Source organism: Microbacterium sp. AC132 (assembly GCF_979258525.1).
This window is the reverse complement of sequence record NZ_OZ409862.1, coordinates 266,140-289,813: the sequence shown is the minus strand read 5'-3', so window position 1 is coordinate 289,813 and position 23,674 is coordinate 266,140. Positions and strand designations below refer to the sequence as shown.

Genomic DNA, 23,674 nt, shown 5'->3' with positions numbered 1-23,674 from the left:
CCGGTGCTGCTCCCAGGTTCGGGGCGGGTGGGCGATTACTGTTGTCGCATGGGTGCTCGGCTGCGTGTTGTTCTGGATCAGCTGACGCATGTCGTGCACGCGGACCACGCCTCAGCGGCGTCGGACCTCACCGCTGCGCTCATCTCGACCGCCCCCTCCGGGTGCGAGGTCGAGGCCATCGTCCCGTCGGGCGTCGACGTGCAGATCCCGGGTCTGGTCGACGTGCGCAGACTGTCACTCGCGCGGCGCGAGCTCGCGGCGTCCTGGCAGTTGGGCATCGTCCCCGGGGTGGGCGGGGGGCTCATCCACTCGCCGACCCTGATGGCTCCGCTGGTGCGTCACGACCGCCTGCACGACCTCGATCAGACGACAGTCACGCTGTGGGATCTGCAGGCGTGGGACGAGCCGGATTCGCTCACCAAGTCCGTGGTCGCCTGGCAGCGGGCGATGCTGAAGCGAGCCGTCAAGCACGCGGATGCCGTCGTGGTGCCCTCCCACTCGGTCGGTGAGCGACTGACGGAGATCGCGAAGCTGAGCGGACGGATCCGCGTCATCCCTGGGGCCGCCCCAACTGCTCTGGTGATGCCCCTCGACGCGCGAGAACGACGAGCCGCTCTGTCCCTGACGGAAGGGTATGTGCTGCTCACCGGATCGGCGCAGTCGCTCGAGCACGGCTTCCGGGCAGCTGTCGCGTCCGGCAGGGATGCCGTCGTGCTCGACGCTCCGGAGGGGGCAGAGCCGCGACTCGTCGAGGTCGCAGTGGCCGCAGGGCTGCCTGAAGCACGGGCCCACATCCGCGGCGCTCTGTCGACGGAGGATCGGGCGGCCGTCTTCGCCGGGGCGTCGGCGCTGGTCGCGACCAGCCCACGCGCTGCGTGGCCATGGCGTGCGGTCGAGGCCATGACCCTCGGTGTGCCGGTGGTCGCCGTCGACAGCGGAGTCCATCAGGATGTGATCGCTGACGGGGGCGCGATCGTGCCGTCGACCGAGATGGCCGAGGCCGTCGTCGATGCGGTCGGCGACGGCGCACGGCGTCTGAGCGTGCTCGGCGCGGATCGATCGAGGTCGTTCTCCTGGCTCGGCGCGGCCGAGCGTGTGTGGGGACTCCACGCGGATCTCTGAGAGGACCGTCACCGCTGTCGTCGAGCTCGCCGACAGCGTCAGCGGGGTCTCAGGAGCGCATGACCTCGACGGCTTCCGCGCTCGGTCCGTCGAAGCGCACTTTGCCCTTCTGAAGCAGGATGCCGCGGTCGCACAGGTTCGAGACCATGTTGAGGTCGTGGCTGACCACGACGAGCGTCTTCCCCTCAGCGTGCAGTTCGCGCACGCGAGCGAGGCACTTCTTCTGGAACGGCTCGTCGCCGACGGAGAGGATCTCGTCGATCAGCAGAACGTCCATCTCGGTGTGGATCGCCACGGAGAACGCGAGTCTGAGGAACATGCCGGACGAATAGTGCTTCACCTCGGTGTCGATGAACTGCTCGATCTCGCTGAACGCGACGATCTCGTCGTACCGAGCCTCGGTCTCCTTCTTGCTCATGCCGAGGATCGCGGCGTTGAGGAAGATGTTCTCGCGTCCGGACAGATCGGGGTGGAACCCCGCGCCGACCTCGATCAGGCCGGCGATGCGGCCGCGAGTGAGCACGGTGCCGGCATCGGGCTCGAGAACACCCGAGATCAGCTTGAGCATCGTCGACTTGCCCGATCCGTTGAAACCGAGGAGAGCGACGGATTCGCCCTGCTGGATGTCGAACGACACGCCGTCCAGGGCGTGGAAGTCGGTCGTCAGCGGCTTGCGACGGATCGCGGCGAGAGCCGTCTCCTTGATCGAATGCGTGTGCCGGAGCTTGAAGGTCTTGTGGACGTCGTCGATGATGATCCGCGGAAGTGGCTGCGCATCAGAGATCTTGGGCAAAGCGGCCCTCCAGTCGGCGGAAGACGAGCTGGCCGATGACCAGCGCGATGAGAGACGTCACGAGGGCGATGAGCCCGTACATCCACACGTCGGGGAGCGGGGACGCGTCAGGCCCGAGCGGGAACCAGACGCCGTAGTGGAAGAGCTCCACGGCGGCGGTGATGGGGTTCAGTCGATAGAGGACGAAGAGCCAGTCGGGTACGACATTGGCGACCTGCGTCCACTCGTACATCACGGGGGAGGCCCAGATCGCGACCATCACGATGATCTCGACGAAGCTCTGCGCATCGCGGAACGTCACGTTGATCGACCCGAAGAAGAGCCCGAGGCCACTGGCGAGCACGGCGATGATGACGAGTGCGAGAAGGATGGCGCCGAGCGAGGCGAAGGTGGGCGCCCACCCGAAGAACAGCGAGATGGCGATCACGACGATGATCTGCGGCACCGTGTTCACGGCGGCGATCATCATGCTGGCGATCGGGAACATCTCGCGAGGCAGGTAGATCTTCTTGATGAGCGCCGCGTTGTCCACCAGGGACCGGGTGCCGTTGGAGAACGCCTCGTTGAAGAAGGTGACGACGGTGATGCCCGAGAGCAGATAGATCGGGAAGTAGTCGACGCGGTCGTTCAGGCCGAGGAACACGCCGATCGCGACGAAGAACACCACGAACTGCACGAGTGGCTTCACGTACGACCACAGCCAGCCGAAGATGGAACCCCGATACCGGATCTGGACTTCCTTGCGCACGATGAGCGAGAGGAGATGCCGTTGCCGGAAGACCTCGAGGAGCCCTCGATTCGCGCCAGGAGTCGTCATTCTCTGGTCGTCGGCTGTGCGAGCCTGTTGCACCGCGATTCCACCTTCCGAGGCGCCGACGGTCTCGGGCGCACCGAGAGCAATCATACGATCCTCCGCGCGGTGTCCCTGGCAGATCGATGGGGATGCGTCCGAACGCGCGGCACAGGCGCAACCCAGGGTCAGGGGCTGGGCCGCTGGTAGGATCGCGGAGGTCTCGTGCGTCCGTCGATCCGAAAGCAAACTGTATCCGTGACACCTCTTCAAGCTCTCGATCAGCCTGCACTCTTCCGCTTCGAGGACCCGCAGACGGGCGCCGATCTGTCGGAGCGCGAACGCCGCCTTCTCGTCGGCGCGTTGAACTTCCACGCGCTCATGGCACCTCAGCGAAAGCTGCGGATCCATCTCTACGACGGCTCGGTGGAGACGACGCCTCGACTGACCGACGACAGCACGTTCGACGGACTCTCGAGGAACAACCGACACCGCATCGTGAGCTTCGACATCGTCAGCTCCGTCTCCGTCGAAGAGCGTGAGCCCGAGCGTGCGGAAGCGGCCTCGGCCCGTCTCGTGGCGTCGCCCGCCAGGCATCTGCACGTGTCATCCGACGATGTGCTCGACTCGGACCCTTACCGCCCGCAGCGTCCCGGCCTGGTCGGCCGGATCGCACGGAGCGTCAAGTCGCGCGCGCCGCTGCTCTACGACGACGCCCGGGACCTCTCGCTGCTCAGATTCCGCCGCAAGCTCACGACGGCCATCGAGCCTCGCGATTACGAGGCGGAGTTCCGTCCGGGGGGCGCACACGAGGACGACGTGATCGTGCCGGCCGGCCCGGTTCTCGACGGGGCGCCGAAGGCCGTGATCATCGGACTCCACTGGTTCGAGCTCGGTGGCGCCGAACTCTGGGCGTTCGAGACGGTGCGTCTGGTGCGCGAAGCCGGCTTCCTTCCCATCGTGCTGACCAATCGGGACTCTCACCAGCCATGGGTCACGCGGCCCGAGCTCGACGGAGCGCTGCTCATCCCGTTCTCCGAGCCCACCGTCACCTCGCAGACCGCCGGCGTCGAACCGCTGCTCCGCTCGCTGCTGCGCACCTTCGACGTGCGCGGTGTCGTCATCCACCACAACCAGTGGCTGTACGACCGGGTCGCCTGGATCGCCGCATCGCGTCCCGGCATCCCCATCATCGACAGCACTCACATCGTCGAGTACACCGGCGGCGGGTATCCGCTGAGCAGTGCGATCGCGTCCCGATCGATCACGACGCATCACGTCATCTCGCCGAGCCTCGCCCGCTGGATGACCGATGTGCAGCGCATCCCTGCTGACCGTGTGGTCATGGCACCGCTCGGCGGACTCACCGTGAAGCCGAAGGATGCCGTGTTCCGTCCGCGGACCGCGGGTGAGCAGTTCACCGTCGCGTTCATCGGCCGGATGGCCCGGCAGAAGGCGCCCGAGGTGTACATCACCATGGCGAGGCGGTTGAAGCGCCAGGGATACTCGCTGCGTTTCATCCTTCACGGCGGCGGCGAGCTGTCGAGCTGGGTCGATGACATCATCCGTGCCGAGGGGCTGGGGGAGGACATCGTCCGACGCAGCTCGGACACCCCTGTCTCCGAGACGCTCGATGAAGCGCATGTGCTCGTCGTCGCGTCGCACAATGAGGGACTCACGCTCACGACGCTCGAGGCGATCGCACACGGCGTGCCGGTGATCTCGACGGATGTCGGGGCACAGAGCGACATCATCCCCGAATCCGCTCTGGTTCCGCGTCACGCACGTGTCGCCGCTCGTCGGCTCGCCGAGGCGGTGGCCCCGCTCGTCGACGACGAGGAGTCGAGGGAAGCGCTGTGGCGGAAGGAGCGCAAGGCGGAGAAGAAGTTGCTGTCCCAGCAGTCCGCGAGTTCATGGTTCAAGGAAGAGGTGGGCTCATGGTGAGTGTCGCTGGAGTGGTCGTCACGTTCAATCGGCTCGAGAAGCTGAAGACGGTGATCGCATCGATCGAGGCGCAGACGCACGCCGTCGAGACGCTGTTCGTCATCGACAACGCCTCGACCGACGGCACGGCGGAGTACCTGGCATCCCTCGAGACGTCCGTCCCCCTCGAAGTCGTGACCATGTCGACCAACTCCGGGGGAGCGGGTGGCTTCTCCGAGGGGATGCTGCGCGGATACGCCTCCGGCGCGGACCACGTGTGGATCATGGACGATGACTGCTATCCGAAGCCGGAAGCGCTCGAGAGCCTCATCGCCGGATTCGACGGGGCCGTCCAGGAACTCGGCGGCGACGTCCCCTTCGCATGCTCCGTCGTCGAGTTCACCGACGGCAGCATCTGCGAGATGAACAACCCCGTGACGACGTGGGACTGGGGTCGTCTGCTCGTCAAGGGCCAGAACAATGTCATGGTCACAGCGTGCTCGTTCGTCTCCGTGCTCATTCCACGCTGGGCGATCGCGGAGTACGGGCTTCCTTACTCCGAGTACTTCATCTGGTTCGACGACCGCGAGTACACCCTTCGCCTCACCGCTCGTTGCCCCGGCGTGCAGGTGCTCGACAGCGTCGTGGTCCACGACATGGGCGACAACCGCGGAGTGAACTTCGCGATGGTCGACCGCAAGAGCCTCTGGAAGTTCTCGTACGGCGTGCGCAACGAGGCCTCCTGGCAGCTGCACCATCGCGGATTCCTGTACTTCATCGAGTTCGGCGCACGGCTCTTCGTGAGCCTGCACCGCGGTCGCGTCCCGCTGGATCTGCGCGCGAAGCTGCTCGGCAAGTGGCTGAAGGGCATCACCTTCAATCCGAAGGTCCGCTACCCGGAGGCTGAGGCGGCGTGAGCTGGGTCTCGATCCTGCCCGCACTGATCGTCACCGGAGCTCTTCTCTTCCTCCCGGGACTCCTGCTCGGCTTCCTCCTCCGCCTGCGCGGAATGAGACTCCTCGCGCTGGCACCGGCGCTGAGCGTCTCCCTCGTCGCGGTCGCCGCCATCGCAGCGCCTTTCGTGGGAATCCGATGGAGCATCCTGCCCGTCCTCGTACTCACCGCGGTGGCGTCGCTCGCCGCCTTCTTCTGGTCGAAGCACGTCGGAGTCCCGGCGCGACCACGCACGCACGTGAGCGCGAGGCAGCTGGTCGCGATCATCGTCTCCATCGCAGTGCCCGCTGCGCTGATCGCGTTCGTGCTCGTGCGGAGCATGCACGACCCAGAGTTCTTCTCACAGCGTTACGACAACTTCTTCCATCTGAACGCTGTGCAGTACGTCCTGGACACCGGGAACGCATCGCCGCTGTGGCTGGGAAGCATGACGTCGCCGGCCGGCGTCCCCTTCTACCCGTCCGGATGGCACGCGCTCGTCTCCATCGTCGTCGCCCTGAGCGGGGCATCCGTGCCCCTCGCCACCAATGCGATGATCATCGTCGTCGCGGCGGTCGTCTGGCCGATCGGCGCGGTGTTCCTCGTGCGCGAGCTTCTGGGACGAAACCAGATCATGACGGTGATCGCGGGCGCTCTGGCTGCCGCCTTCCCCGCGTTCCCCTTCCTGCTCCTGCACTACGGGGTGCTCTATCCGCTGTTCCTCGGCCTGGCCGTGGCTCCGGCCGCGATCGTCGTCGCCTGGTGGCTGCTCAGGCCCGGGCGAGTGTCGCGCCGCCAGGACTGGGCCCTGCTGTTGGTGCTCGTCGTGCCGGGCCTGGGTGTCGCGCACCCCGGGGCTCTCATGGCGGTCGTCGCTCTCACGGTGCCTTTCGTCCTCGCCAGGCTTCTGCATCAGATGAGGGCTCCCGGACGCCCGCGGGTGATCGCGATCGGCCTGCTCGTCGCCTACGCCGCCGTCGGCGTGGTCCTCCTGCAGGTCGTGCGTCCCCCCGGAAGCCAGATCTACTGGCCCATCATCAACACCGTGCCCGACTCCATCGGAGAGGTCGTCGCGGCGAGCGTGTACGGCTACCCGAGTTCGCTCGGGATCACCGCTCTGATGATCATCGGCGCGTACAGCGTGATCCGCCGAGGCACCTATGCGCGGTGGTCGGTCCTGGCGATGGCGGTCATCTCCGCCGTGCTCTATATCATCGTGTCGGCGTCACCGTATGAGACGCTCCGGTTCTGGTTCACGGCCCCGTGGTACAACAACCCGCCTCGTATCGCCGCGTTCTGGGCGATCGGAGTCCTCCCGCTCGCCGCGCTCGGCGGCATCGTGCTGGTCACGTGGCTTCTGCGCCAGCGGCTGCTCGCGCCGGTGAGGCGCTTCTCCGAGCGTCTGCCGATCGTCCTGATCGCCGTCGTCGTGATCGCACTCGTCGGAGTCACCCAGAACGCCGCGATCCGGCAGGCCGCAGCAGATATCGAGTTCACCTACGAGCTGCGACCGGGTGGGCCGATCCTGTCTCCGGACGAGCTCGATCTCATGGAGGATCTGGACGAGCTCGTTCCCGAGGATGCCGTCATCGCGGGGGACCCGTGGACCGGAGCGTCCTTCGCCTATGGCGTGAGCGGGCGACGCGTCCTCATGCCGCATCTCCTGATGGATCTCACCGACGACGCCGAGGCGATCAACACGAAGCTGAACACAGACGGCGACTCTCCGCAGGTGTGCGACGCCCTCGAGGACACCGGTGTCGCGTACGTCCTCGACTTCAGCGCCGACGGCGACTTCCAGGAGAACGACGGCGACTACTCGGGACTCGAGGACCTCGAGAGCTCGCCTTACGTCGAGCTCGTCGAGCAGCGCGGAGATGCGAAGCTCTACAAGATCGTCTCGTGCGGACTCGGCTCATGACGTACGAGATCTTCGTGCCTTTCTGGGGAGACCCCGAACAGCTCTACGAGACCGTCGAATCGGTGCGCGCCCAGACGGACCCGGACTGGCGGCTGACAATCATCGACGACTGCTATCCCGATGAGTCCGTCGCGGCGCACTTCGACGAGGAGTCGGACGAGCGGATCATCTACACCCGGAACGAGCACAACGTCGGGATCACCGAGAACTTCCGGGAGTCGGTCCGCCGCGCGTCCGGGGACTTCGTCACGATCCTCGGCTGCGACGACCTCCTGCACCCGAACTACGTGGCGGTCGTCCGCGCCGCGGCGCGTGCCGTGCCCCACGCGGATGTGATCCAGCCGGGAGTCCAGGTCATCGATGAGCGCGGCGCGGTCGTGCTGCCCCTCGTCGATCGGATCAAGCAGCGCCTGCTCACCCCGAAGGGCCAGGGGATCACCGTGTTCAACGGCCCTGACATGGCCACGACGCTGATCCGGGGCAACTGGCTGTATTGGCCCTCGCTCTCGCTGCGGGTCGAGACGCTGCGCAGGATCGACTTCACGGATGACCTCGCCGTCATCCAGGATCTCGCTCTCCTCATGGACATCGCGTTCGACGGGGGCACGCTGGCGTATACGCCGCCGCTCGCGTTCTCCTATCGGCGTCATCTGGCGAGCGCGTCTCAGAAGACGCTGCTCGACGGCAGCCGTTTCCTCGACGAGCGTCGGTACTACCGCATCGCGCGTCGATCGGCCGCTGCGCGGGGATGGAGCCGCACAGCGCGGACCGCGCGAGTACGCCTCATGTCCCGTCTGCACGGAATCGCCGCGTTGCCCCTCGTCCTGAGGCATGGCACGGCGCGGGGTGTGCGGTCGGCCCTGGCGCACGTCGCGGATCCCCGCTGAGGGTCGGCACGGGAAGCGGCTCAGCCGCTGTCTACGGGGCTGAGCGGCCTCGGCTGAGTCGCCGTGCCGCGGCGACGCGACGTGATGCCTCGCGCCAGGCACGGAGAAGCATCCACCGCGACTGCAGAGCCTTTCGGAGACCCCGTGGCCTCGGTGCCGACGCATTGGCATCGTGCAGCCGACGTCGCAGAACCGGGCTCTGCACATGCGCGAGCACACGGGCCGTGTTGCCGACCGTCGCGATCCACAGGTCGTGGGACTCGACCAGGAACCCCGGGAAAGGCAGGATCAGCTCCGAGGCCTCACGTCGGATCGCCATCGCGCAGCCGTAGTAGGGGGCATCGCCGGCCAGCAGACGCAGCTCGTTCGCCAGCGATCCGCCCGAGGGCAGCGGAGCGAGGCGCCAGGGTCGTCCGGTGAGCGGCGAGCTCAGTGGCGAGTCGTCAGGGAGCAGCACCAGGTCGCCGGCGGCGATCGAGCGGTCGCGGAGTGCCTCGACCAACAGGTCGCGACGCCCGGCGACCCACTCATCGTCCTGGTCGGAGAGGAAGATGACGTCACGGTCCGCCAGCGACAGCGCACGCTCGAACGTCTTGACGTAACCGAGGTTCTTCGGGTTTCTGTACACGGTCACGCGCGCATCGCGGTATGTCTCGAGAAGGGCGACGGTGCCGTCGGTACTCGCGTCGTCGACGATGACGACCTGATCGTCCGGCCGCAGTCCCGCGAGGATCGAGTCGAGTTGCTCGCGCAGATACCCTGTGCCGTTGTACGTCGCCATGCATACGCACACGGTCTCAGTCATGTGCGACTCCTCGCTCAGACGGTGCCACGAGAGCGAAAGCCGCCCGCCTCTCCCGCAGCAGATGATGTGTTCCGGCCGACCCGACGACGGCGAGGATCACGAGCTCCGAGGCGGCGAGGCCGGCGATGATCCCGCTGAGACCCCACTGGGACGCCCAGATCATGAGCGGCACTCCGACGACAGCGGCGCCGAGGGTGCCGTAGAGCACGTAGCGGTTGAGGCCGGCCGGCACCAGGACGTTGCGGATGAAGGGGGTCGTCAGGCTCGTCAGCGCGAAGGTGGCGCCGAAGCCCAGGAACACGGCGATCTCGGGCGTCGCCGCGCGGCCGAACAGGAGCGTGGACAGCACAGGGCCGAGCAGAGCCAGCGCCGTACCGCCGAAGAGAGCGAGGGCTGTGTGGAGGCCGAATGCCACGAGATGGCGGCGCGCCCGGCCATGCGCATAAGACACTTCGAGCACCCACTTCTGCAGAGTGTTCGACAGCACCGTGACGGCGAAGAGGGCGATGCGGAAGAACTTGTCGGCGGAGGTCGCCTGACCACTGGCCGTCGCGCCGAGGAGGCCCTGGGCGAGCGGGATGGGCGCAGAGGTGTAGGTTCCGCCGATCGTCTCGGCCGCGGCGACCGAGACGTTCGCGCGATATGCGCGCAGGACGCGCCGCCCGGCGAACGGAGGCACGGGTCGTCGGTAGAGGCGGAGGTTCAGAAGCAGCGGGCCGGTGAGGAAGCCGATCAGAGTGAGGACCGGATACCACAGCAGCTGCTCGGTGAGCAGGAGGAGCGGGATCGCGAGAGCGACGCTGAGGCTCACTGGCACGGTCTCGAACAGCAGGACGACCCGCGCATCCCCGACGCCGACTGCGTACCAGACGACGGTCATGGCCGCGGCGGTGGTCGCCAGCGTGACGAGGGCGGCGACAAGGCGGAACTCGGGGGGAACCAGGGCCGAGCTGAGGGCGGCACCGACGAGTCCCGCCGCGACGACGAGCAGTCCGCGGCACCAGAACGAATCACCGAAGAGCTGACGTCGGGCGTCGTCGTCGGCACTGAGCGCGATGCGCGCTCCGCCCGAGATGTTCCAGCCGAATCCCGCGACTATCGCGCAGACGGTTCCCACGGCCTGAGCCGTGCCCACGGAGCCCCACGCCGCCAGACCGAAGACGTTCGGGATGATCGGCAGCAGGAACAGCGGCGCGATGAATGAGATCAGAGGAACGGCGCTGAAGCCCGCGAAGCGTGACAGCAGAACCTTCATCGATGGGACTCCTCGGACCATTGCGGCCCGACACCATTCCGGATGGCGCGGACGTGAACGCGTGCGACCCTAGACTACTTGAGTCGGCGTGAACGAGAGGTCAGGGTCCCATGGTTGGTGTCATCGTGCTCGCCGCCTACCGACCTTCCCGGGAACTCTTCAGCCGCCAGCTCGCCTCTATTCGCGATCAGACGGTCACCGACTGGGAGTGCATCATCTCCGTCGACGGAGAACTGGAGACCGTCGAGGAGGTCGTCGCCGAGGTCGCGGCCGGGGACGAGCGCTTCCGCATCGTCGCGGACGGCAGACGCCTGGGTTTCTACCTGAACTTCGAGAGGGGTCTCGCAGCGGTGCCCGCCGAGACCGAGTGGGTGGCGCTGAGCGACCAGGACGACTTCTGGTATCCCGACAAGCTCGAGAAGCTGCTCCCGTACCTCTCGCATTCGGCGATCGTCTCCGGGCAGGCGCGTCTGGTGTCCCATCCCGGTGACGAGGTGCTCGGATTCACCGACCGCCGGCAGCTCGACCCGGCATCGACGATGATCGTGAATCAGTTCACCGGTTCGTTGTGCCTCTTCCGCCGAGACCTGCTGACGACGGCGCTGCCGTTTCCCCGCCTCTCCTCACACACGGTCGCGCACGATCACTGGCTCGCTGTCGTCGGGATGGCGCAGGGAGGCGGTCGCATCGTGGATGAGGTCGTGCAGGACTACGTGCAGCACTCCGCGAACGTGTTCGGCGACCCGAGCAGGCTGAGACTCGGACCGATCGCGACTCTGCGGAGAGCCTGGGGCAATGCCGTCACGTTCGCCGTGCGGTACGAGGGGGCGGCGACGCCGTCCGCGATGACCCGGATGCTGTTCTGGATCTATGTGGGGTGGCGCCAGCTCATGGCGCAGACGCTCCTGGAGCGTGATCCCCGCGCGGCACGCGCGATCGAGTTGGATCGGCTCTTCGGCTCGGGTCGGCGACTGCCGGTGACCCTGGGGATGTTGCGGAGGGTTCGCCGCGCGCGGGCCGTCCCGACGCCTTTCGTCATCGCCTATGTCGCGAGCTGGGCAGCGGGGTGGCTGATCCGGGGCCGGCGGCGCACTCCGACGGTGGCACGCTGAGCGGTCCGTTCGCAGATCTCGCGCCGGTCACACAGGGCGCGCGCGCCAGGTGACTCGAGCGGCGTCAGCGGCGAGTTCCGGGCTCATCCTGCCCAGGCGCTCAGCGCGTCCGTCACGGAACCCCGCGATGAGCAGCTTGCGCATGGTGGATCGGGGCCTGGCCAGCATCCACGCGATGAGGAAGTACGCGTAGTCGGCTCGCGCGTCGCGACGCAGGCGCGCCCGATGACGCGGATGCCGCCGTCCCACGACGATCCGATTCCTCGCCCTGTAGTAGTACCGGAACGGCGTGCTCAGCGTGAGGGTGGGAAGCACCGCTCCGAGCGGGCCGGGTACCCGGTAGCGTGCACCCAGGCGGTGGGGCAGGCGGAGGCCGGGGGCGACGATGCACGGCAGGTCGGCATCCAGGCAGCGGATCTCGAAGTCCGTATCCACGAGGTCGATGAAGAGGGCTTCGTCCATCAGCCCGACCCGTTCGAGCACCTCTGACGGAAGATACATGCCGGACTGGATCGCGTGGGCGGCGTGGACCACTCCCTGCGGCGTCGATGACCCGGCCTGGGAGACGTCCGCGAAGAACTCCGGAACCACGGGGCCCGCGGGAACGCCGTGCGCGCGCGCATGCTCGTGCGCGGCGCCCAGAGCGGCGACGAAGCCGGGGGCGATGGTCGAGTCCTGGTCGAATGTCACGACCGCGCTCGCGCCGTGTTCGATGGCGCAGCGGATGCCGTGATTCAGTGCCGCACCGATGCCGCGGTTGCTCTCCAACGTGATCACCTGCGCACCGGTCGATGCGATGTCCGCGCGGATCACGTCGAACTCTGCACCGCTGCCGTCATCGACCACGATGATGCCGGTGACTTGCGGAGCGAGATCTCCCAGAAGCGGAGGCACCTGTGCCGGGCGATGCACGGTGACGACGCCCCAGACATCGGCGCTCGGGGCTCCGGACGTCATGCCGGGGGAGCGCTGTCGGCGTCGCGGCCGCGGTGCTGAGCCTCCAGAGCGGCGATGCGGCGATCCAACCTGTCGATCTCGGCGCGCGACAGCGCCGCTTCCTCCGCGACGCGGCGGATCTCGTCCTCTGCCTGGGAGAGCTCCCAGGAGAGGTGCAGCGCGACTCCCAGGAGCAGGGTGATCGCGAGAGCGAACAGCAGGTTCGCCGGCACTTGCACGCCGAGCAGCGATGTCGCCCAGAGCAGGAGCTGGGGGAAGATCCCGAGCAGCAGGACGCTCAGCGCGATGACGATCCACATCACCGCGTACTTCTCGCGAAGACGTCGCGTCAGCAGCATCCAGAAGACCAGTGCGAGGATGACGAGAGCGAGAGCGATCCCGACGATGACGATCATCGTGCGACCTCCGGTTCGCCCACGGATGTGGACCGACTCGTCGAACCGGGTCGTCGCAGCATCGCCAGGCCGAGGGTGAACACCGAACGCAGCAGGTAGATCGATGCTCCGATCGGGCCCTGACTCGGGGTGCCGTGCACGCGCGGGCGCATCGCCACCGGCACCTGCGTCACCGTCAATCCGGCGTGGCACGCTGCGACGAGCGAGTCGATGGTGTCGCCGAGGTACTCGGCGGGGTAATAGCGGACGTACTGTTCGATGGCTCTGCTGTTGGCAGCGCGGAAGCCGCTCGTCACGTCTGTCAGACGGGTCTTCGCGACCCGGGACACGGTCTTGGCCAGGAACACCATCGCCCAGTGGCGCGGGCCGCGAACCGAATAGTCGCCGACGTCCGCGAAACGTGCGCCGATCGAGATGTCCGCGGTGTCGAGACCGTCGAGGACTCGCGCGATGTCGACGGGGTTGTGCTGGCCGTCGGCGTCGACCTGGATGGCCCGGGTGTAGCCGTGGCGCTTCGCGTAGGTGAAGCCGGTGCGCATCGCTCCGCCGACGCCGAGGTTGAAGGGGAGGGAGATGACCGTGGCGCCGGCCTCTCGCGCGACCGCGCTCGTGTCATCGGTCGATCCGTCGTCGACGACGAGCAGATCGAAGTCGGCGCTCGCTGCCCGGATCTCGTGCACGGTGCGTCCGACGTTGCGGGCCTCGTTCCATGCGGGGACGATCACGAGGACACGGTCCGACGACAAGCTCATAGTTCACCGATCCTATCCGATCGGCCGAACGCGACGATCACGTGATCGGAGCGCCCATGGCGTAGTCGGCCTTGAAGGCGGGGGCGAGCTGGAGCACTGCGGGTGCACGCCCTCCACCGAGCCGGAGGAGAACCCCGATCGACGTCACATGTCGGAGCTTGCCGTTCTCGTAGAAGTAGATCTCCGGCGCGCCGGTGAACTGCACGAAGTCGGTTCCGCTGGTCAGCAGAGGGGATCCCACCTTGTATCGCGACAGCTGATCACCCGGGAGCACGTATTCGCGCGGCGCGGTTCCCCCGTTCAGCTGGAGCAGGGTCGTGATGCTGCGGACGTGACGCAACGTCCCGTTCTCGTATCGGTAGATCTCCTCGCGCCCGGTGAAGCGCACGAACGACTTCTCGGGCAGGTTCGCCGCACCGGTGCCGAACCATTCGACGGTGGCCGGTGACCAGGGCAGCACCTTCAACGGCCTGGACCCGTTGAGGGCCAGCAGGTCGGCAGGGGACGGCACATGACGCAGCGTGCCGCCCGAGACGACGTAGATCTCCGGGGCTCCCTGCGGCTGGATGAACAGAGGTGCGGAGACCGTGGTCTTCGAGCGGGGCATCGCGCCGCATTCCCCGCTGCCCAGCGTGGTCGGCTTGATGCCGCCATACTGCGTGCCCGACACCGGATGGAGCTTGCCGCCCGCGGCGATCAGAGTGCTGCTGCCGCACGAGACGACGGGGGTGAGCGTCGAACCGACTCTCGTGTTGGCTGCGACCGAGCTGCTCGGCACCACGGTGATGCCGGCAGCGCCGAACTCACGGGCGAGGGCGGTGCTCGGTACGCGCAGCAGGCGGTCGCCGAGAAGCGTGAGGAACACATCCTGTGTTCCCGCGGCGCGGATCAGGCTGTTCGCCTTGATGACGAGGAGCCCGTTGCCGATCGATGCGGCCGCGGACGGCTTCATCGACGCGACGTACCCGGATGTTCCTTTGGAGACCTCGAGCCAGGTCTGCTGGTTGGCCACATGCCTGCGCAGACCGCCCTGGTAGAGGTAGACCTCGGGGTCCGCCCCCGAGCGGAAGAACGAACCGACAGGGGCACCCTCGGAGAATCGGTCCGCAGTAGTGCCGGTGAGGTTGACGTACGAGCTGAACGCGTATCCGAACAGAGCGACTTGAGCAGCGTCGACGAAGCGATGGCGGGTGCCGTCCGGTTCCAGGAGGTACAGCGTCCCGGTGCGAGGGTCGTGCACGTACCGCGTGACCGGCTTGCCCTCGGGCATCGGGTCGAGGTACGCCGCGGCCACGGACACGGCACCGCCGAGCCTCGACCGCAGCGCGGCGAGGTCCTCCGCAGCGACGACATGGTGGCGGACACCGGACTGCACGAGGTAGATCTCCGCGCGACCCGGCACCTGCGCGAGGGTGGCCGGAGCGGCGCCCGTCGTCTGAGTGCTGCCGAACCAATCGGTGAAGAGCTGGTAGAAGTTGCGATTGCCGTAGCTGGAGCATCCGTCCCCGGTGCCGTATCCGGCGTTGAGCGCCGCCCGATTCGGCTGGTAGGGCGTGTAGTAGTACAGAGCGGCGGTCGCCTTGTTCTCGACCCTGACCGGGGCGGACCCGCAGGCCCGGTTGGGGTCCGGGTGGTAGAGGATGTTCCAGGTCTTCCCCGGCGCGTAGTACGTGAACCAGCGTCCCTCGGCGTAGATCTGCATCTGCCGGGCGGCGCCGTAGATCTGGTAGAAGAAGCCTGCGTAGGCCGGATCGCACGGCGCAGTGTCCGGGCACCCCTGGCCGAGGGCCATGTCGAAGCGCCAGGTGCTCGGCCACGTGTGCGTGACCAGGCTCTGCTCCTTCTCGAGCATGACGATGAGCACCCGCGGGTTGATGCCGCAGGACTGCGCGACCCGCGCGATGATCGTCGCCGCCGACTCGTTCGGTGCTCCGGAGTATCCGCGGCAGTAGCTGTCCGCAGGACGGTTCGGTGTGTTCTGACGGTAGTCCTTGAGGCAGACGTACCCACCTCGGCACGAAGCCACCTTCCCGCGGAAGAACGAGTCGATCTGGCCGGCGGACATGGTGTCGCTCTGGAAGAACACGCCATCGGAGATGATGTTCCCCGGCTTGAACTGCGCGAGGTTCGCGGTGTCCCGGATGGATGCGTCCGCGGAACCCGTCACCGCGGTCGAGGATGTCAGCGTGGCCCCCGCAGTCGACAGAGCGCCGGAGGAGGAGGGCGCGACGGCGTTGGCCGGCGTCGCCACGAGCAGGGATGCGGCGAAGACGACAGCCGCTGCACTGGCGATGAGGCCGAGCAGGTGGGGGGATTTTGAGCCGGTCACCTGCTCATTGTGACGGAAATGCACAGACGATGCCAGTGTGAACGATGTGACGCAAGTAAATCGTGCCTGTCTGAGTCCCAGCTGGGATGTGGCACGATATGGGGGTGAAAGGCATAATTCTCGCTGGTGGCTCAGGAACCCGACTGCATCCGATCACGATCGGCATCTCCAAGCAGCTGATACCCGTGTACGACAAGCCGATGGTCTACTACCCGCTGTCGACGCTGATGCTGGCGGGGATCCGGGACATCCTGATCATCACCACGCCTCACGACGCCGAGCAGTTCGAGCGTCTTCTCGGTGACGGGTCGCAGTTCGGGGTCAATCTCACGTTCGCGCAGCAGCCGTCGCCGGACGGCCTCGCACAGGCCTTCGTGATCGGAGCCGACTTCATCGGCGACGACAAGGTCGCCCTCGTGCTCGGTGACAACCTGCTCTACGGTCCGGGGCTCGGCACCCAGCTCAAGCGCTACACGGACGTCGAGGGCGGTGCCGTGTTCGCCTACTGGGTCGCAGAGCCCAACGCCTACGGTGTCGTCGAGTTCGACGCCGACGGTCGCGCCGTCTCTCTCGAGGAGAAGCCGGAGCACCCCAAGAGCAACTACGCCGTGCCCGGACTCTACTTCTACGACAACGACGTGGTCGAGATCGCCCGCACCCTCGAGCCGAGCGCTCGCGGCGAGTACGAGATCACCGACATCAACCGCGCATATCTCGAGCGCGGCGGGCTCCAGGTCGAGGTGCTTCCTCGCGGAACCGCGTGGCTCGACACCGGAACGTTCGATCAGATGTCGGATGCCGGTGACTACGTGCGCACCATGGAGCGCCGCACCGGGCTGCGCATCGGCGTGCCGGAAGAGGTCGCCTGGCGCCAGGGCTTCCTCACCGACGACGAACTGCGTGAACGGGCCACGAAGCTCGTGAAGTCCGGCTACGGCACATACCTGCTCGAGACCCTGGAAAGAGGTCGTTGATGTCGAACATCCTCGTCACCGGAGGCGCCGGATTCATCGGGTCGAACTTCGTCCACTATGTGGTCGAGCACACGGACCACACCGTCACGGTCCTCGACGCGCTCACCTACGCCGGCAACAGGGCCTCGCTCGCGGGGTTGCCTGAAGACCGTGTGCGGTTCGTGCACGGCGACATCACCGATGCCGAGCTCGTCGACGGGCTCACCGCCGAGGCGGACGCCGTGGTGCACTACGCGGCGGAGTCGCACAACGACAACTCGCTGCACAGCCCCCGTCCTTTCCTGGACACCAACATCATCGGCACCTACACGCTGCTCGAAGCCGCGCGCAAGCACGAGACACGGTTCCACCACATCTCCACCGACGAGGTCTACGGCGACCTCGAGCTCGACGACCCCGAGCGGTTCACCGAGCAGACTCCGTACAACCCGTCGTCGCCGTACTCATCGACGAAGGCGGGCAGCGACTTGCTCGTCCGTGCCTGGGTCCGCTCGTTCGGCGTGCAGGCGACGATCTCGAACTGCTCCAACAACTACGGCCCCTATCAGCACGTCGAGAAGTTCATCCCTCGGCAGATCACCAATGTCATCCGCGGCATCCGTCCCAAGCTCTACGGGGCGGGCGAGAACGTCCGGGACTGGATCCACGCGAACGACCACTCGTCTGCAGTGCTGACGATCCTCGAGAAGGGTCAGATCGGCGAGACCTATCTGATCGGAGCCGACGGCGAGCGGAACAACAAGGACGTCGTCGAACTGATCCTCGAAGAGATGGGCCAGCCGCGAGACGCGTACGACCACGTCACCGACCGCGCAGGTCACGATCTTAGGTATGCGATCGACTCCACGAAGCTGCGCACGGAGCTGGGCTGGAAGCCGGAGTTCGCGGACTTCGAGTCCGGACTGGCGGCCACCATCGAGTGGTACCGCGACAATGAGTCGTGGTGGGCACCGTCCAAGGATCAGACCGAGGCGTTCTACGCCTCCAAGGGGCAGTGACCGATGACCGAGATCGACTTCGGCAAGTCCCTGAGCCGCACTGAGACGACGATCCCGGGGCTCGAGATCTTCGATCTGCCGGTGCACGGCGATTCGCGTGGGTGGTTCAAGGAGAACTGGCAGCGCGAGAAGATGACCGCACTGGGCCTCGCCGATTTCGGTCCGGTGCAGAACAACGTCTCCTTCAACGACGCCGTCGGCACGACTCGCGGGATCCACGCCGAGCCGTGGGACAAGTGGGTGTCGATCGCGACCGGTCGGATCTTCGGGGCCTGGGTCGACCTGCGAGAAGGCCCGACATTCGGAGCGGTCTTCACGGCGGAGTTGGATCCCTCGAAGGCGATCTTCGTGCCTCGCGGCGTCGGCAACTCCTACCAGACCCTCGAGCCCGACACCGCGTACACCTACCTCGTGAACGATCACTGGTCGCCGGACGCCTCGTACTCGTTCCTGAATCTCGCTGACGAGACCGTCGCGATCGAGTGGCCCATCCCGCTCGCCGAGGCCGAGGTGTCTGCGAAGGACCTCGCACACCCGCGTCTCGCGGATGTCGAGCCGGTCGCCCCGAAGAAGACCCTCGTCATCGGCTCGGGCGGGCAGCTGGGAACCGCGCTGCGAGCCGAGTTCGAAGGCGTCGGCAGCGTCGAATGGACGACGCGCGCGGATTTCGATCTCGGATCGACGACTCTGACCGACGCGCGACGGTGGCGCGACTACGACACGATCATCAACGCCGCCGCGTACACGGCCGTGGATCGTGCGGAGACGCCCGAGGGCAGGCGGGATGCGTGGGCGGTCAACGCCGCCGGACCGGCAGCTCTCGCTCGCATCGCTGCGGAGCACGGCATCACCCTCGTGCATGTGTCGAGTGACTACGTCTTCGACGGAACCGCCGAGCGACCGTACACGGAGGACGACGTCGTGTGTCCACTCGGTGTCTACGGCCAGTCGAAGGCGGCGGGCGATCTCGCCGTCTCCACAGCCCCTCGTCACTACATCGTCCGCACCTCGTGGGTGATCGGGAGTGGTGGGAACTTCGTGCGCACCATGGCGTCGCTGGCCGCGAAGGGAGTCGACCCGAAGGTCGTCGACGACCAGCGGGGGAGACTCACGTTCGCTGAAGAGATCGCGCGCCTCATCCGCACCGTCGTCGAGACCCGCCCGCCGTTCGGCGTCTACAACCTGACGTCCGAGGGCGAGAGCGTCACCTGGGCCGACATCGCCCGCCGTGTGTTCGAACTCGTCGGCGAGGATCCGGCGCGGGTCACGGGTGTGTCGACTGACGCGTACTTCGCCGCGGCGACGTCGCCCGTCGCCCCGCGCCCCACGAACAGCGTCCTCGACCTGACCCGGGTGCAGAGCATCGGCTTCACCCCTCGCGTGGGAGACGAGCTCCTCAGGGACTATCTCGGGTCGTGAGCGTGTCGTTGCGGAGCGCAGACGCTCCGACCGCGGCGCCGAAGGCGCGGGTGTTCCGAACCGACATCCAAGCACTTCGCGCCGTGGCCATCGGCCTGGTGGTGCTCAATCACCTCTGGCCGATGCGCCTGCCCGGCGGCTACGTCGGAGTCGACGTGTTCTTCGTGATCTCCGGCTTCCTCATCACGGGGCACCTGGTGGGCGAGATGACACGGACCGGGGGAGTGCGCCTCGGTGCGTTCTACGCCCGACGGATCCGGCGCCTGCTTCCGGCGGCGCTGCTCGTCCTCGCGGTGTCGCTGGTGCTTCTCGTGCTGTTCCTTCCCTACCCTCGCTGGGAGCGGGGCGCCTGGGAGGTCGCAGCGAGCGCGGGGTACGTCGAGAACTGGTTCCTGGCATCGATGTCGGTCAACTACTCGGCGCTCAATGATGCGGCGAGCGTGGTCCAGCACTATTGGTCGCTCTCGGTCGAAGAGCAGTTCTACATCGTCTGGCCCGTGCTGCTGGTGGCCGCGCTGGCCGTGTCGCGGCGCACCGGACGACCGGACACGCGACGCGGAGTGAGAGCGCGGACGGCCACGGCGCTGATCGCGGTCGTCGCGCTGGTGGGGGTCGCCTCCTTCGTCGCCAGCGTCGTCTACACGACCATGGCTCCGCCTCAGGCGTACTTCGCGACGTTCACGCGCGGGTGGGAATTCGCGATCGGCGGGGCGGTCGCGCTGCTCGGCAGTCGAATCCCGCTCGGACGCGCCGCGGCCGACATCGTCAGCCTGCTCGGGTTCGGCCTCATCGTCGTCGCCGCCTTCGCCTATGATCATGCGACTTCTTTCCCCGGGTACGCCGCACTGCTGCCGGTTCTCGGCACCGCAGCGGTGATCCTCGCCGGAAACTCGCACGCCGCTCTCTGGCATGCGAAGGTGACCGCACTGAGACCTGTGCAGTGGATCGGCGGAATCTCGTACTCGCTCTATCTCTGGCACTGGCCGCTCATCGTCGTCGCCCCGTTCGTCATCGGTGGCGAAGCGAGCACTCTCTCGAAGATCGCGGTTCTGGCCATCTCGCTGGTGTTGGCCGTGCTCACGAAGAGGTTCGTCGAAGACGCCGGACAGACCTGGGGATATTGGCGTGGCTCCTCGCGCCGCGCGTTCGGGCTCATGGTCACGGGGATGCTCGTCATCGCGGCGCTCGTGGCGGCGGTCCTTGCCGCATATGCGGCGAGGGTCGAGGCGGACAGCCCACCGGACGACCTCGCCGCGTCGACGTGCGACGGGCCTTCGGCGCTCGCACCGGGGGCCGAGTGCGACGACCCTTTCGGGGCTGCGGACTATTCGGTGATGACCAAGAAGAACGAGTACTTCTACACGCCTGCGGAGTGCGGCGAGTTCCTGCCGATTCTCACGTATGGGGACCTCAAGACCACCCACGAGTGCGATTTCTCGCGAGGCGAAGAGGATCCGACGAGGGTGTGGCTCATCGGGGACTCCCATGCGCAGCAGTGGCAGGGAGCTGTGTTCGACATCGCAGAGGAGCACGGCTGGATCGTCGACACGAGTTTCTACGGCGGGTGTCCCGCAGCCGACGTCGAGTTCATCGGGTTCCGCAGCGCGTGGGGTGCCGCCGACGTCGAGAGGTGCCGCGAGTGGTCGAGCGACCTCGCCGACACCGTCGCCGAAGAGGATCCGGACCTCGTCATCACCGCGATGGCGTCGCGGCTCCAGCTGGTGGACGACGGCAGCGACCGGCCGCAGGTCTATCAGATGTCGGACGGACTGCTCGATTACTGGACGCGGTGGAGCGAGGAGGGGATCAAGGTGCTCGCGCTGGCGGATCCTCCGTTCAACGCTGAGGTCAGAAGCCCCGACTGCGTGCTGCACAATGCCGAGGACCCGAAGTCCTGCGCGCGCCCTCGAGCCGAGGCACACCCGGTCGACCCGGTGGTCGTGGCGGGCGCTCAGGCAGAGTCACCGTCGATCAGCGTGCTGGATCTGACCGACCGATTCTGCGACGCGACATCGTGCTACGCCGTGGTCGGCGGCATCCCCGTCTACTACGACGCGGATCATCTCAATCTCGAATACGCCAGACTGCTGGGAACCGAGATCGACGCGGCGGCCGAGCGACTGCTCGCAACGGGCGGATAGGCTGGCAGAGGCAGACGGTCGACCCGAGACGACTGCGGCGACACCCCTCGCCGATACGCCGCCCCTCATGAAAACGACGCACCCGACACCGCTTCCTCCGACCGCGCCTGTCGCCGGGGATCCGCTCACCCGCCGCGCGGACATCGACGGTCTGCGCGCGCTTGCCATCCTGCTGGTCGTGGCGTACCACGTGTGGCTGGGGCGCGTCTCGGGCGGCGTCGACGTGTTCCTGATGGTCTCCGCCTTCTTCCTCACCGCGTCGTTCGTGCGACGAGTCGGGTCGGAGCGTCCGCTCGCGCTCGCGTCCTTCTGGTTGCGCCGCTTCCGGCGGCTGCTGCCCGCCGCGGCCGTGACGATCGTCGGCGTCCTCGGCGTCGCGTTCGCGGCGTATCCGCAGACCGAGTGGCCGCGCGTCTGGCGTGAGGCCTGGTCGAGTCTCTTCTACGTCGAGAACTGGACGCTGGCCCTGTCGGAGGTCGACTACTACGCTCGCGACTCCGTGACCCCGAGTCCGTTCCAGCACTTCTGGTCGCTGTCGGTCCAAGGACAGGTCTTCATCCTGTGGCCGCTCATCATCGCCGCGGTCTGGCTGATCCTCCGTCGTCGGCGCCACCTCGTCATCCCCGCACTCGCCGTCGTCTTCGGGACGATCTTCGTCGCCTCGCTTGCATTCTCGGTCGTCGAGACGATGCGCGCCCAGTCCTTCGCCTATTTCGACACCCGCACGCGACTGTGGGAGTTCGCGGCCGGCTCGCTCGTCGCGATCGCTCTCCCGCATGTCCGCGTCCGACCGTCGATCGCCGCACTCCTCGGTTGGGTCGGGATCGTCGGCATCGTCATGTGCGGAATCGTGCTCGACGTGCAGGGCGGATTCCCCGGGTATCTCGCTCTGTGGCCGGTGATCTGCACGGCGCTCGTCATCGTCGCCGGGCGCGACCGCCCGCGTGGCGGCCCCGCGATGATCCTCGAGTCGGCGCCGCTGCGATTCGTCTCCCATGACGCGTACGCGCTCTACCTCGTCCACTGGCCGGTCCTCGTGACCTGGATGATGGTGAGCGGCAGGTCCGAGCCGGGATGGCTGGCCGGCGCCGGTATCGTCCTGGTCTCGTTCGTGCTGGCGCGGATCGTGTCGACGCTCGTGGAGCGCCCGATCCGCGACGCCGCGTTCTTCGATGGCTCCCGTCGTCTCGGCGTCCTCGCACTCGCAGCCTCGGTCCTGCTGGTCGCCGCACCCCTCGCCGCCTGGCAGCTCACGATCCAGCATCGTGCGGCGGCGCTGATGGACAGCGACAGCGGCGGGTATCCGGGTGCCGCCCAGATCGACTCGCCGATCGATCTCGCCGTCACCGATCTCCCGCTGATGCCGCCGGCCACGGCGCTCGATGACGAGTGGGTGGACCTGAACGGCAGCTGCGCGGGAGACCTCGAACCTGTGGAGCCTGCGCTGGAAGGCAGCTGCGCCCAGACCGCGGCAGCGGAGGACTCCGACGCCTGGCGAGTGCTCGTGATGGGGGATTCGCACGCACAGCAGCTCATGTCGCCTCTCGCCGTTCTCGCCGATCAGCAGGGATGGGGCCTCGTCGCTCTGCTGAAGGGAGGGTGCGCCATCGGCATCGGAGCTCCGACCTGGTCGGCGGCGGGTACACCCTGCGACGAATGGCGCGCCGCGGCGATCGAGTATGCGATGCGGGTCCAGCCGGATGCGGTCTACCTGGTCGCGACCCGGGCGACGCCCTCGTCTCCCGAGGTTCTCGTCGAGGGGATCCGCGAGATCGCGGAGGAGCTCACGGCGAACGGCATCCAGGTGATCGCCGTGCGCGACAATCCTCGCTTCGATTTCGACATGTACGAGTGCGTGTCGGAGGATTCGGAGGTCGTTCCGGGTGCCGACGCCGCATCGTGCGACGTGCCCGAACTCGCCTTCGTCGACGGAGAGGATTTCGACGATCTCACGGCGGCTGACGGGGTGATCGCGGTGGACTTCCGACCCTGGCTGTGTCCTGAGGGCGTGTGCAGGGGCTCGATCGGCAACGTCGCCGTCTACATCGACGACAATCACCTCTCCGACTCGTATGGGCGCACGCTCGCCCCGATGCTCCAGCAGATGCTGGACGTGGGAGGGCGTGTCGGCACCGACGCGGGCTGACAGGCAGCGCCGAGTGCGCTGC

At 67.1% G+C, this 23,674-nt stretch carries 19 protein-coding genes; 11 read left to right on the top strand and 8 right to left on the bottom strand.

The window, feature by feature from the left end; translation table 11 throughout:
* The first annotated feature begins 48 nt into the window (after positions 1 to 48).
* Positions 49 to 1,122: a glycosyltransferase gene (locus tag ACZZZQ_RS01360; protein WP_463506735.1), complete on the top strand. Its 1,074-nt coding sequence runs from the start codon at positions 49 to 51 to the stop codon at positions 1,120 to 1,122.
* Between the two features lie 49 nt (positions 1,123 to 1,171).
* Here the strand turns inward: ACZZZQ_RS01360 and ACZZZQ_RS01355 are convergent, their stop codons facing one another.
* Positions 1,172 to 1,915 carry an ABC transporter ATP-binding protein gene (locus tag ACZZZQ_RS01355; protein WP_053095621.1) on the bottom strand — a complete coding sequence of 248 codons (744 nt, stop codon included), beginning with the start codon at positions 1,913 to 1,915 and terminating at the stop codon, positions 1,172 to 1,174.
* On the bottom strand, positions 1,899 to 2,732 hold the full coding sequence (locus tag ACZZZQ_RS01350; protein ID WP_053099057.1) for an ABC transporter permease: 834 nt from the start codon (positions 2,730 to 2,732) through the stop codon (positions 1,899 to 1,901). The genes ACZZZQ_RS01355 and ACZZZQ_RS01350 overlap by 17 nt, the downstream gene beginning before the upstream one ends.
* A gap of 231 nt (positions 2,733 to 2,963) precedes the next feature.
* Between ACZZZQ_RS01350 and ACZZZQ_RS01345 the strand changes: the two genes are divergently transcribed.
* Genes ACZZZQ_RS01345 through ACZZZQ_RS01330 form a run of 4 tightly spaced genes read left to right on the top strand, consistent with a single transcriptional unit; the run spans position 2,964 to position 8,369 of the window.
* Positions 2,964 to 4,649 (top strand): glycosyltransferase, encoded by a 1,686-nt coding sequence (locus ACZZZQ_RS01345; protein WP_463506734.1) that lies wholly within the window; start codon positions 2,964 to 2,966, stop codon positions 4,647 to 4,649.
* Positions 4,643 to 5,545 (top strand): glycosyltransferase family 2 protein, encoded by a 903-nt coding sequence (locus tag ACZZZQ_RS01340; protein WP_056278153.1) that lies wholly within the window; start codon positions 4,643 to 4,645, stop codon positions 5,543 to 5,545. The genes ACZZZQ_RS01345 and ACZZZQ_RS01340 overlap by 7 nt, the downstream gene beginning before the upstream one ends.
* On the top strand, positions 5,542 to 7,482 hold the full coding sequence (locus tag ACZZZQ_RS01335) for a DUF6541 family protein (RefSeq protein WP_372984654.1): 1,941 nt from the start codon (positions 5,542 to 5,544) through the stop codon (positions 7,480 to 7,482). Before ACZZZQ_RS01340 ends, ACZZZQ_RS01335 begins: the two co-directional genes overlap by 4 nt.
* Positions 7,479 to 8,369, top strand: coding sequence for a glycosyltransferase (locus ACZZZQ_RS01330; RefSeq protein WP_056278159.1), 891 nt, complete (start codon positions 7,479 to 7,481; stop codon positions 8,367 to 8,369). The genes ACZZZQ_RS01335 and ACZZZQ_RS01330 overlap by 4 nt, the downstream gene beginning before the upstream one ends.
* Positions 8,370 to 8,400: 31 nt before the next feature.
* Here ACZZZQ_RS01330 and ACZZZQ_RS01325 read toward each other — a convergent pair whose 3' ends face one another.
* Both ACZZZQ_RS01325 and ACZZZQ_RS01320 read right to left on the bottom strand, forming a co-directional pair.
* On the bottom strand, positions 8,401 to 9,174 hold the full coding sequence (locus ACZZZQ_RS01325; RefSeq protein ID WP_463506733.1) for a glycosyltransferase: 774 nt from the start codon (positions 9,172 to 9,174) through the stop codon (positions 8,401 to 8,403).
* Complete coding sequence (locus tag ACZZZQ_RS01320) at positions 9,167 to 10,429, bottom strand: lipopolysaccharide biosynthesis protein (protein ID WP_372984657.1); 1,263 nt, start codon at positions 10,427 to 10,429, stop codon at positions 9,167 to 9,169. The genes ACZZZQ_RS01325 and ACZZZQ_RS01320 overlap by 8 nt, the downstream gene beginning before the upstream one ends.
* A gap of 110 nt (positions 10,430 to 10,539) precedes the next feature.
* Between ACZZZQ_RS01320 and ACZZZQ_RS01315 the strand changes: the two genes are divergently transcribed.
* A complete protein-coding gene (locus ACZZZQ_RS01315) occupies positions 10,540 to 11,541 on the top strand; it encodes a glycosyltransferase (protein WP_400340726.1) in 1,002 nt (333 codons plus the stop codon).
* A 27-nt stretch (positions 11,542 to 11,568) separates the two neighbouring features.
* Here the strand turns inward: ACZZZQ_RS01315 and ACZZZQ_RS01310 are convergent, their stop codons facing one another.
* The 4 genes from ACZZZQ_RS01310 to ACZZZQ_RS01295 are packed head-to-tail and all read right to left on the bottom strand — an operon-like array spanning position 11,569 to position 15,974.
* On the bottom strand, positions 11,569 to 12,498 hold the full coding sequence (locus ACZZZQ_RS01310; protein ID WP_053095629.1) for a glycosyltransferase: 930 nt from the start codon (positions 12,496 to 12,498) through the stop codon (positions 11,569 to 11,571).
* Positions 12,495 to 12,893, bottom strand: coding sequence for a DUF2304 domain-containing protein (locus ACZZZQ_RS01305; RefSeq protein WP_053095630.1), 399 nt, complete (start codon positions 12,891 to 12,893; stop codon positions 12,495 to 12,497). The genes ACZZZQ_RS01310 and ACZZZQ_RS01305 overlap by 4 nt, the downstream gene beginning before the upstream one ends.
* Positions 12,890 to 13,645 carry a glycosyltransferase family 2 protein gene (locus ACZZZQ_RS01300; protein ID WP_053095631.1) on the bottom strand — a complete coding sequence of 252 codons (756 nt, stop codon included), beginning with the start codon at positions 13,643 to 13,645 and terminating at the stop codon, positions 12,890 to 12,892. The genes ACZZZQ_RS01305 and ACZZZQ_RS01300 overlap by 4 nt, the downstream gene beginning before the upstream one ends.
* Positions 13,646 to 13,682: 37 nt before the next feature.
* Positions 13,683 to 15,974 (bottom strand): hypothetical protein, encoded by a 2,292-nt coding sequence (locus tag ACZZZQ_RS01295; RefSeq protein WP_463506732.1) that lies wholly within the window; start codon positions 15,972 to 15,974, stop codon positions 13,683 to 13,685.
* A 104-nt stretch (positions 15,975 to 16,078) separates the two neighbouring features.
* Between ACZZZQ_RS01295 and rfbA the strand changes: the two genes are divergently transcribed.
* The 5 genes from rfbA (at position 16,079) to ACZZZQ_RS01270 (ending at position 23,652) form a co-directional block, all read left to right on the top strand.
* Complete coding sequence (gene rfbA, locus ACZZZQ_RS01290; RefSeq protein ID WP_295104846.1) at positions 16,079 to 16,948, top strand: glucose-1-phosphate thymidylyltransferase RfbA; 870 nt, start codon at positions 16,079 to 16,081, stop codon at positions 16,946 to 16,948.
* Positions 16,948 to 17,946, top strand: coding sequence for a dTDP-glucose 4,6-dehydratase (rfbB, locus tag ACZZZQ_RS01285; RefSeq protein ID WP_463506731.1), 999 nt, complete (start codon positions 16,948 to 16,950; stop codon positions 17,944 to 17,946). Before rfbA ends, rfbB begins: the two co-directional genes overlap by 1 nt.
* A 3-nt stretch (positions 17,947 to 17,949) precedes the next feature.
* Entirely contained in the window at positions 17,950 to 19,365 is a 1,416-nt protein-coding gene (gene rfbD, locus ACZZZQ_RS01280; RefSeq protein WP_463506730.1) for a dTDP-4-dehydrorhamnose reductase, read from the top strand.
* Between the two features lie 50 nt (positions 19,366 to 19,415).
* Entirely contained in the window at positions 19,416 to 21,506 is a 2,091-nt protein-coding gene (locus ACZZZQ_RS01275; RefSeq protein WP_463506729.1) for an acyltransferase family protein, read from the top strand.
* A gap of 67 nt (positions 21,507 to 21,573) precedes the next feature.
* Positions 21,574 to 23,652: an acyltransferase family protein gene (locus tag ACZZZQ_RS01270; protein WP_463506728.1), complete on the top strand. Its 2,079-nt coding sequence runs from the start codon at positions 21,574 to 21,576 to the stop codon at positions 23,650 to 23,652.
* Positions 23,653 to 23,674 lie beyond the last annotated feature (22 nt).

Excerpts from the sequence above, each read along its gene's own strand:
- ACZZZQ_RS01360 (WP_463506735.1), top strand. The coding sequence starts at position 49 with ATGGGTGCTCGGCTGCGTGTTGTTCTGGATCAGCTGACGCATGTCGTG.
- ACZZZQ_RS01350 (WP_053099057.1), bottom strand. The coding sequence starts at position 2,732 with ATGACGACTCCTGGCGCGAATCGAGGGCTCCTCGAGGTCTTCCGGCAA.
- ACZZZQ_RS01340 (WP_056278153.1), top strand. The coding sequence starts at position 4,643 with ATGGTGAGTGTCGCTGGAGTGGTCGTCACGTTCAATCGGCTCGAGAAG.
- ACZZZQ_RS01330 (WP_056278159.1), top strand. The coding sequence starts at position 7,479 with ATGACGTACGAGATCTTCGTGCCTTTCTGGGGAGACCCCGAACAGCTC.
- ACZZZQ_RS01325 (WP_463506733.1), bottom strand. The coding sequence starts at position 9,174 with ATGACTGAGACCGTGTGCGTATGCATGGCGACGTACAACGGCACAGGG.
- ACZZZQ_RS01320 (WP_372984657.1), bottom strand. The coding sequence starts at position 10,429 with ATGAAGGTTCTGCTGTCACGCTTCGCGGGCTTCAGCGCCGTTCCTCTG.
- ACZZZQ_RS01315 (WP_400340726.1), top strand. The coding sequence starts at position 10,540 with ATGGTTGGTGTCATCGTGCTCGCCGCCTACCGACCTTCCCGGGAACTC.
- ACZZZQ_RS01310 (WP_053095629.1), bottom strand. The coding sequence starts at position 12,498 with ATGACGTCCGGAGCCCCGAGCGCCGATGTCTGGGGCGTCGTCACCGTG.
- ACZZZQ_RS01305 (WP_053095630.1), bottom strand. The coding sequence starts at position 12,893 with ATGATCGTCATCGTCGGGATCGCTCTCGCTCTCGTCATCCTCGCACTG.
- ACZZZQ_RS01300 (WP_053095631.1), bottom strand. The coding sequence starts at position 13,645 with ATGAGCTTGTCGTCGGACCGTGTCCTCGTGATCGTCCCCGCATGGAAC.
- rfbB (WP_463506731.1), top strand. The coding sequence starts at position 16,948 with ATGTCGAACATCCTCGTCACCGGAGGCGCCGGATTCATCGGGTCGAAC.
- rfbD (WP_463506730.1), top strand. The coding sequence starts at position 17,950 with ATGACCGAGATCGACTTCGGCAAGTCCCTGAGCCGCACTGAGACGACG.
- ACZZZQ_RS01270 (WP_463506728.1), top strand. The coding sequence starts at position 21,574 with ATGAAAACGACGCACCCGACACCGCTTCCTCCGACCGCGCCTGTCGCC.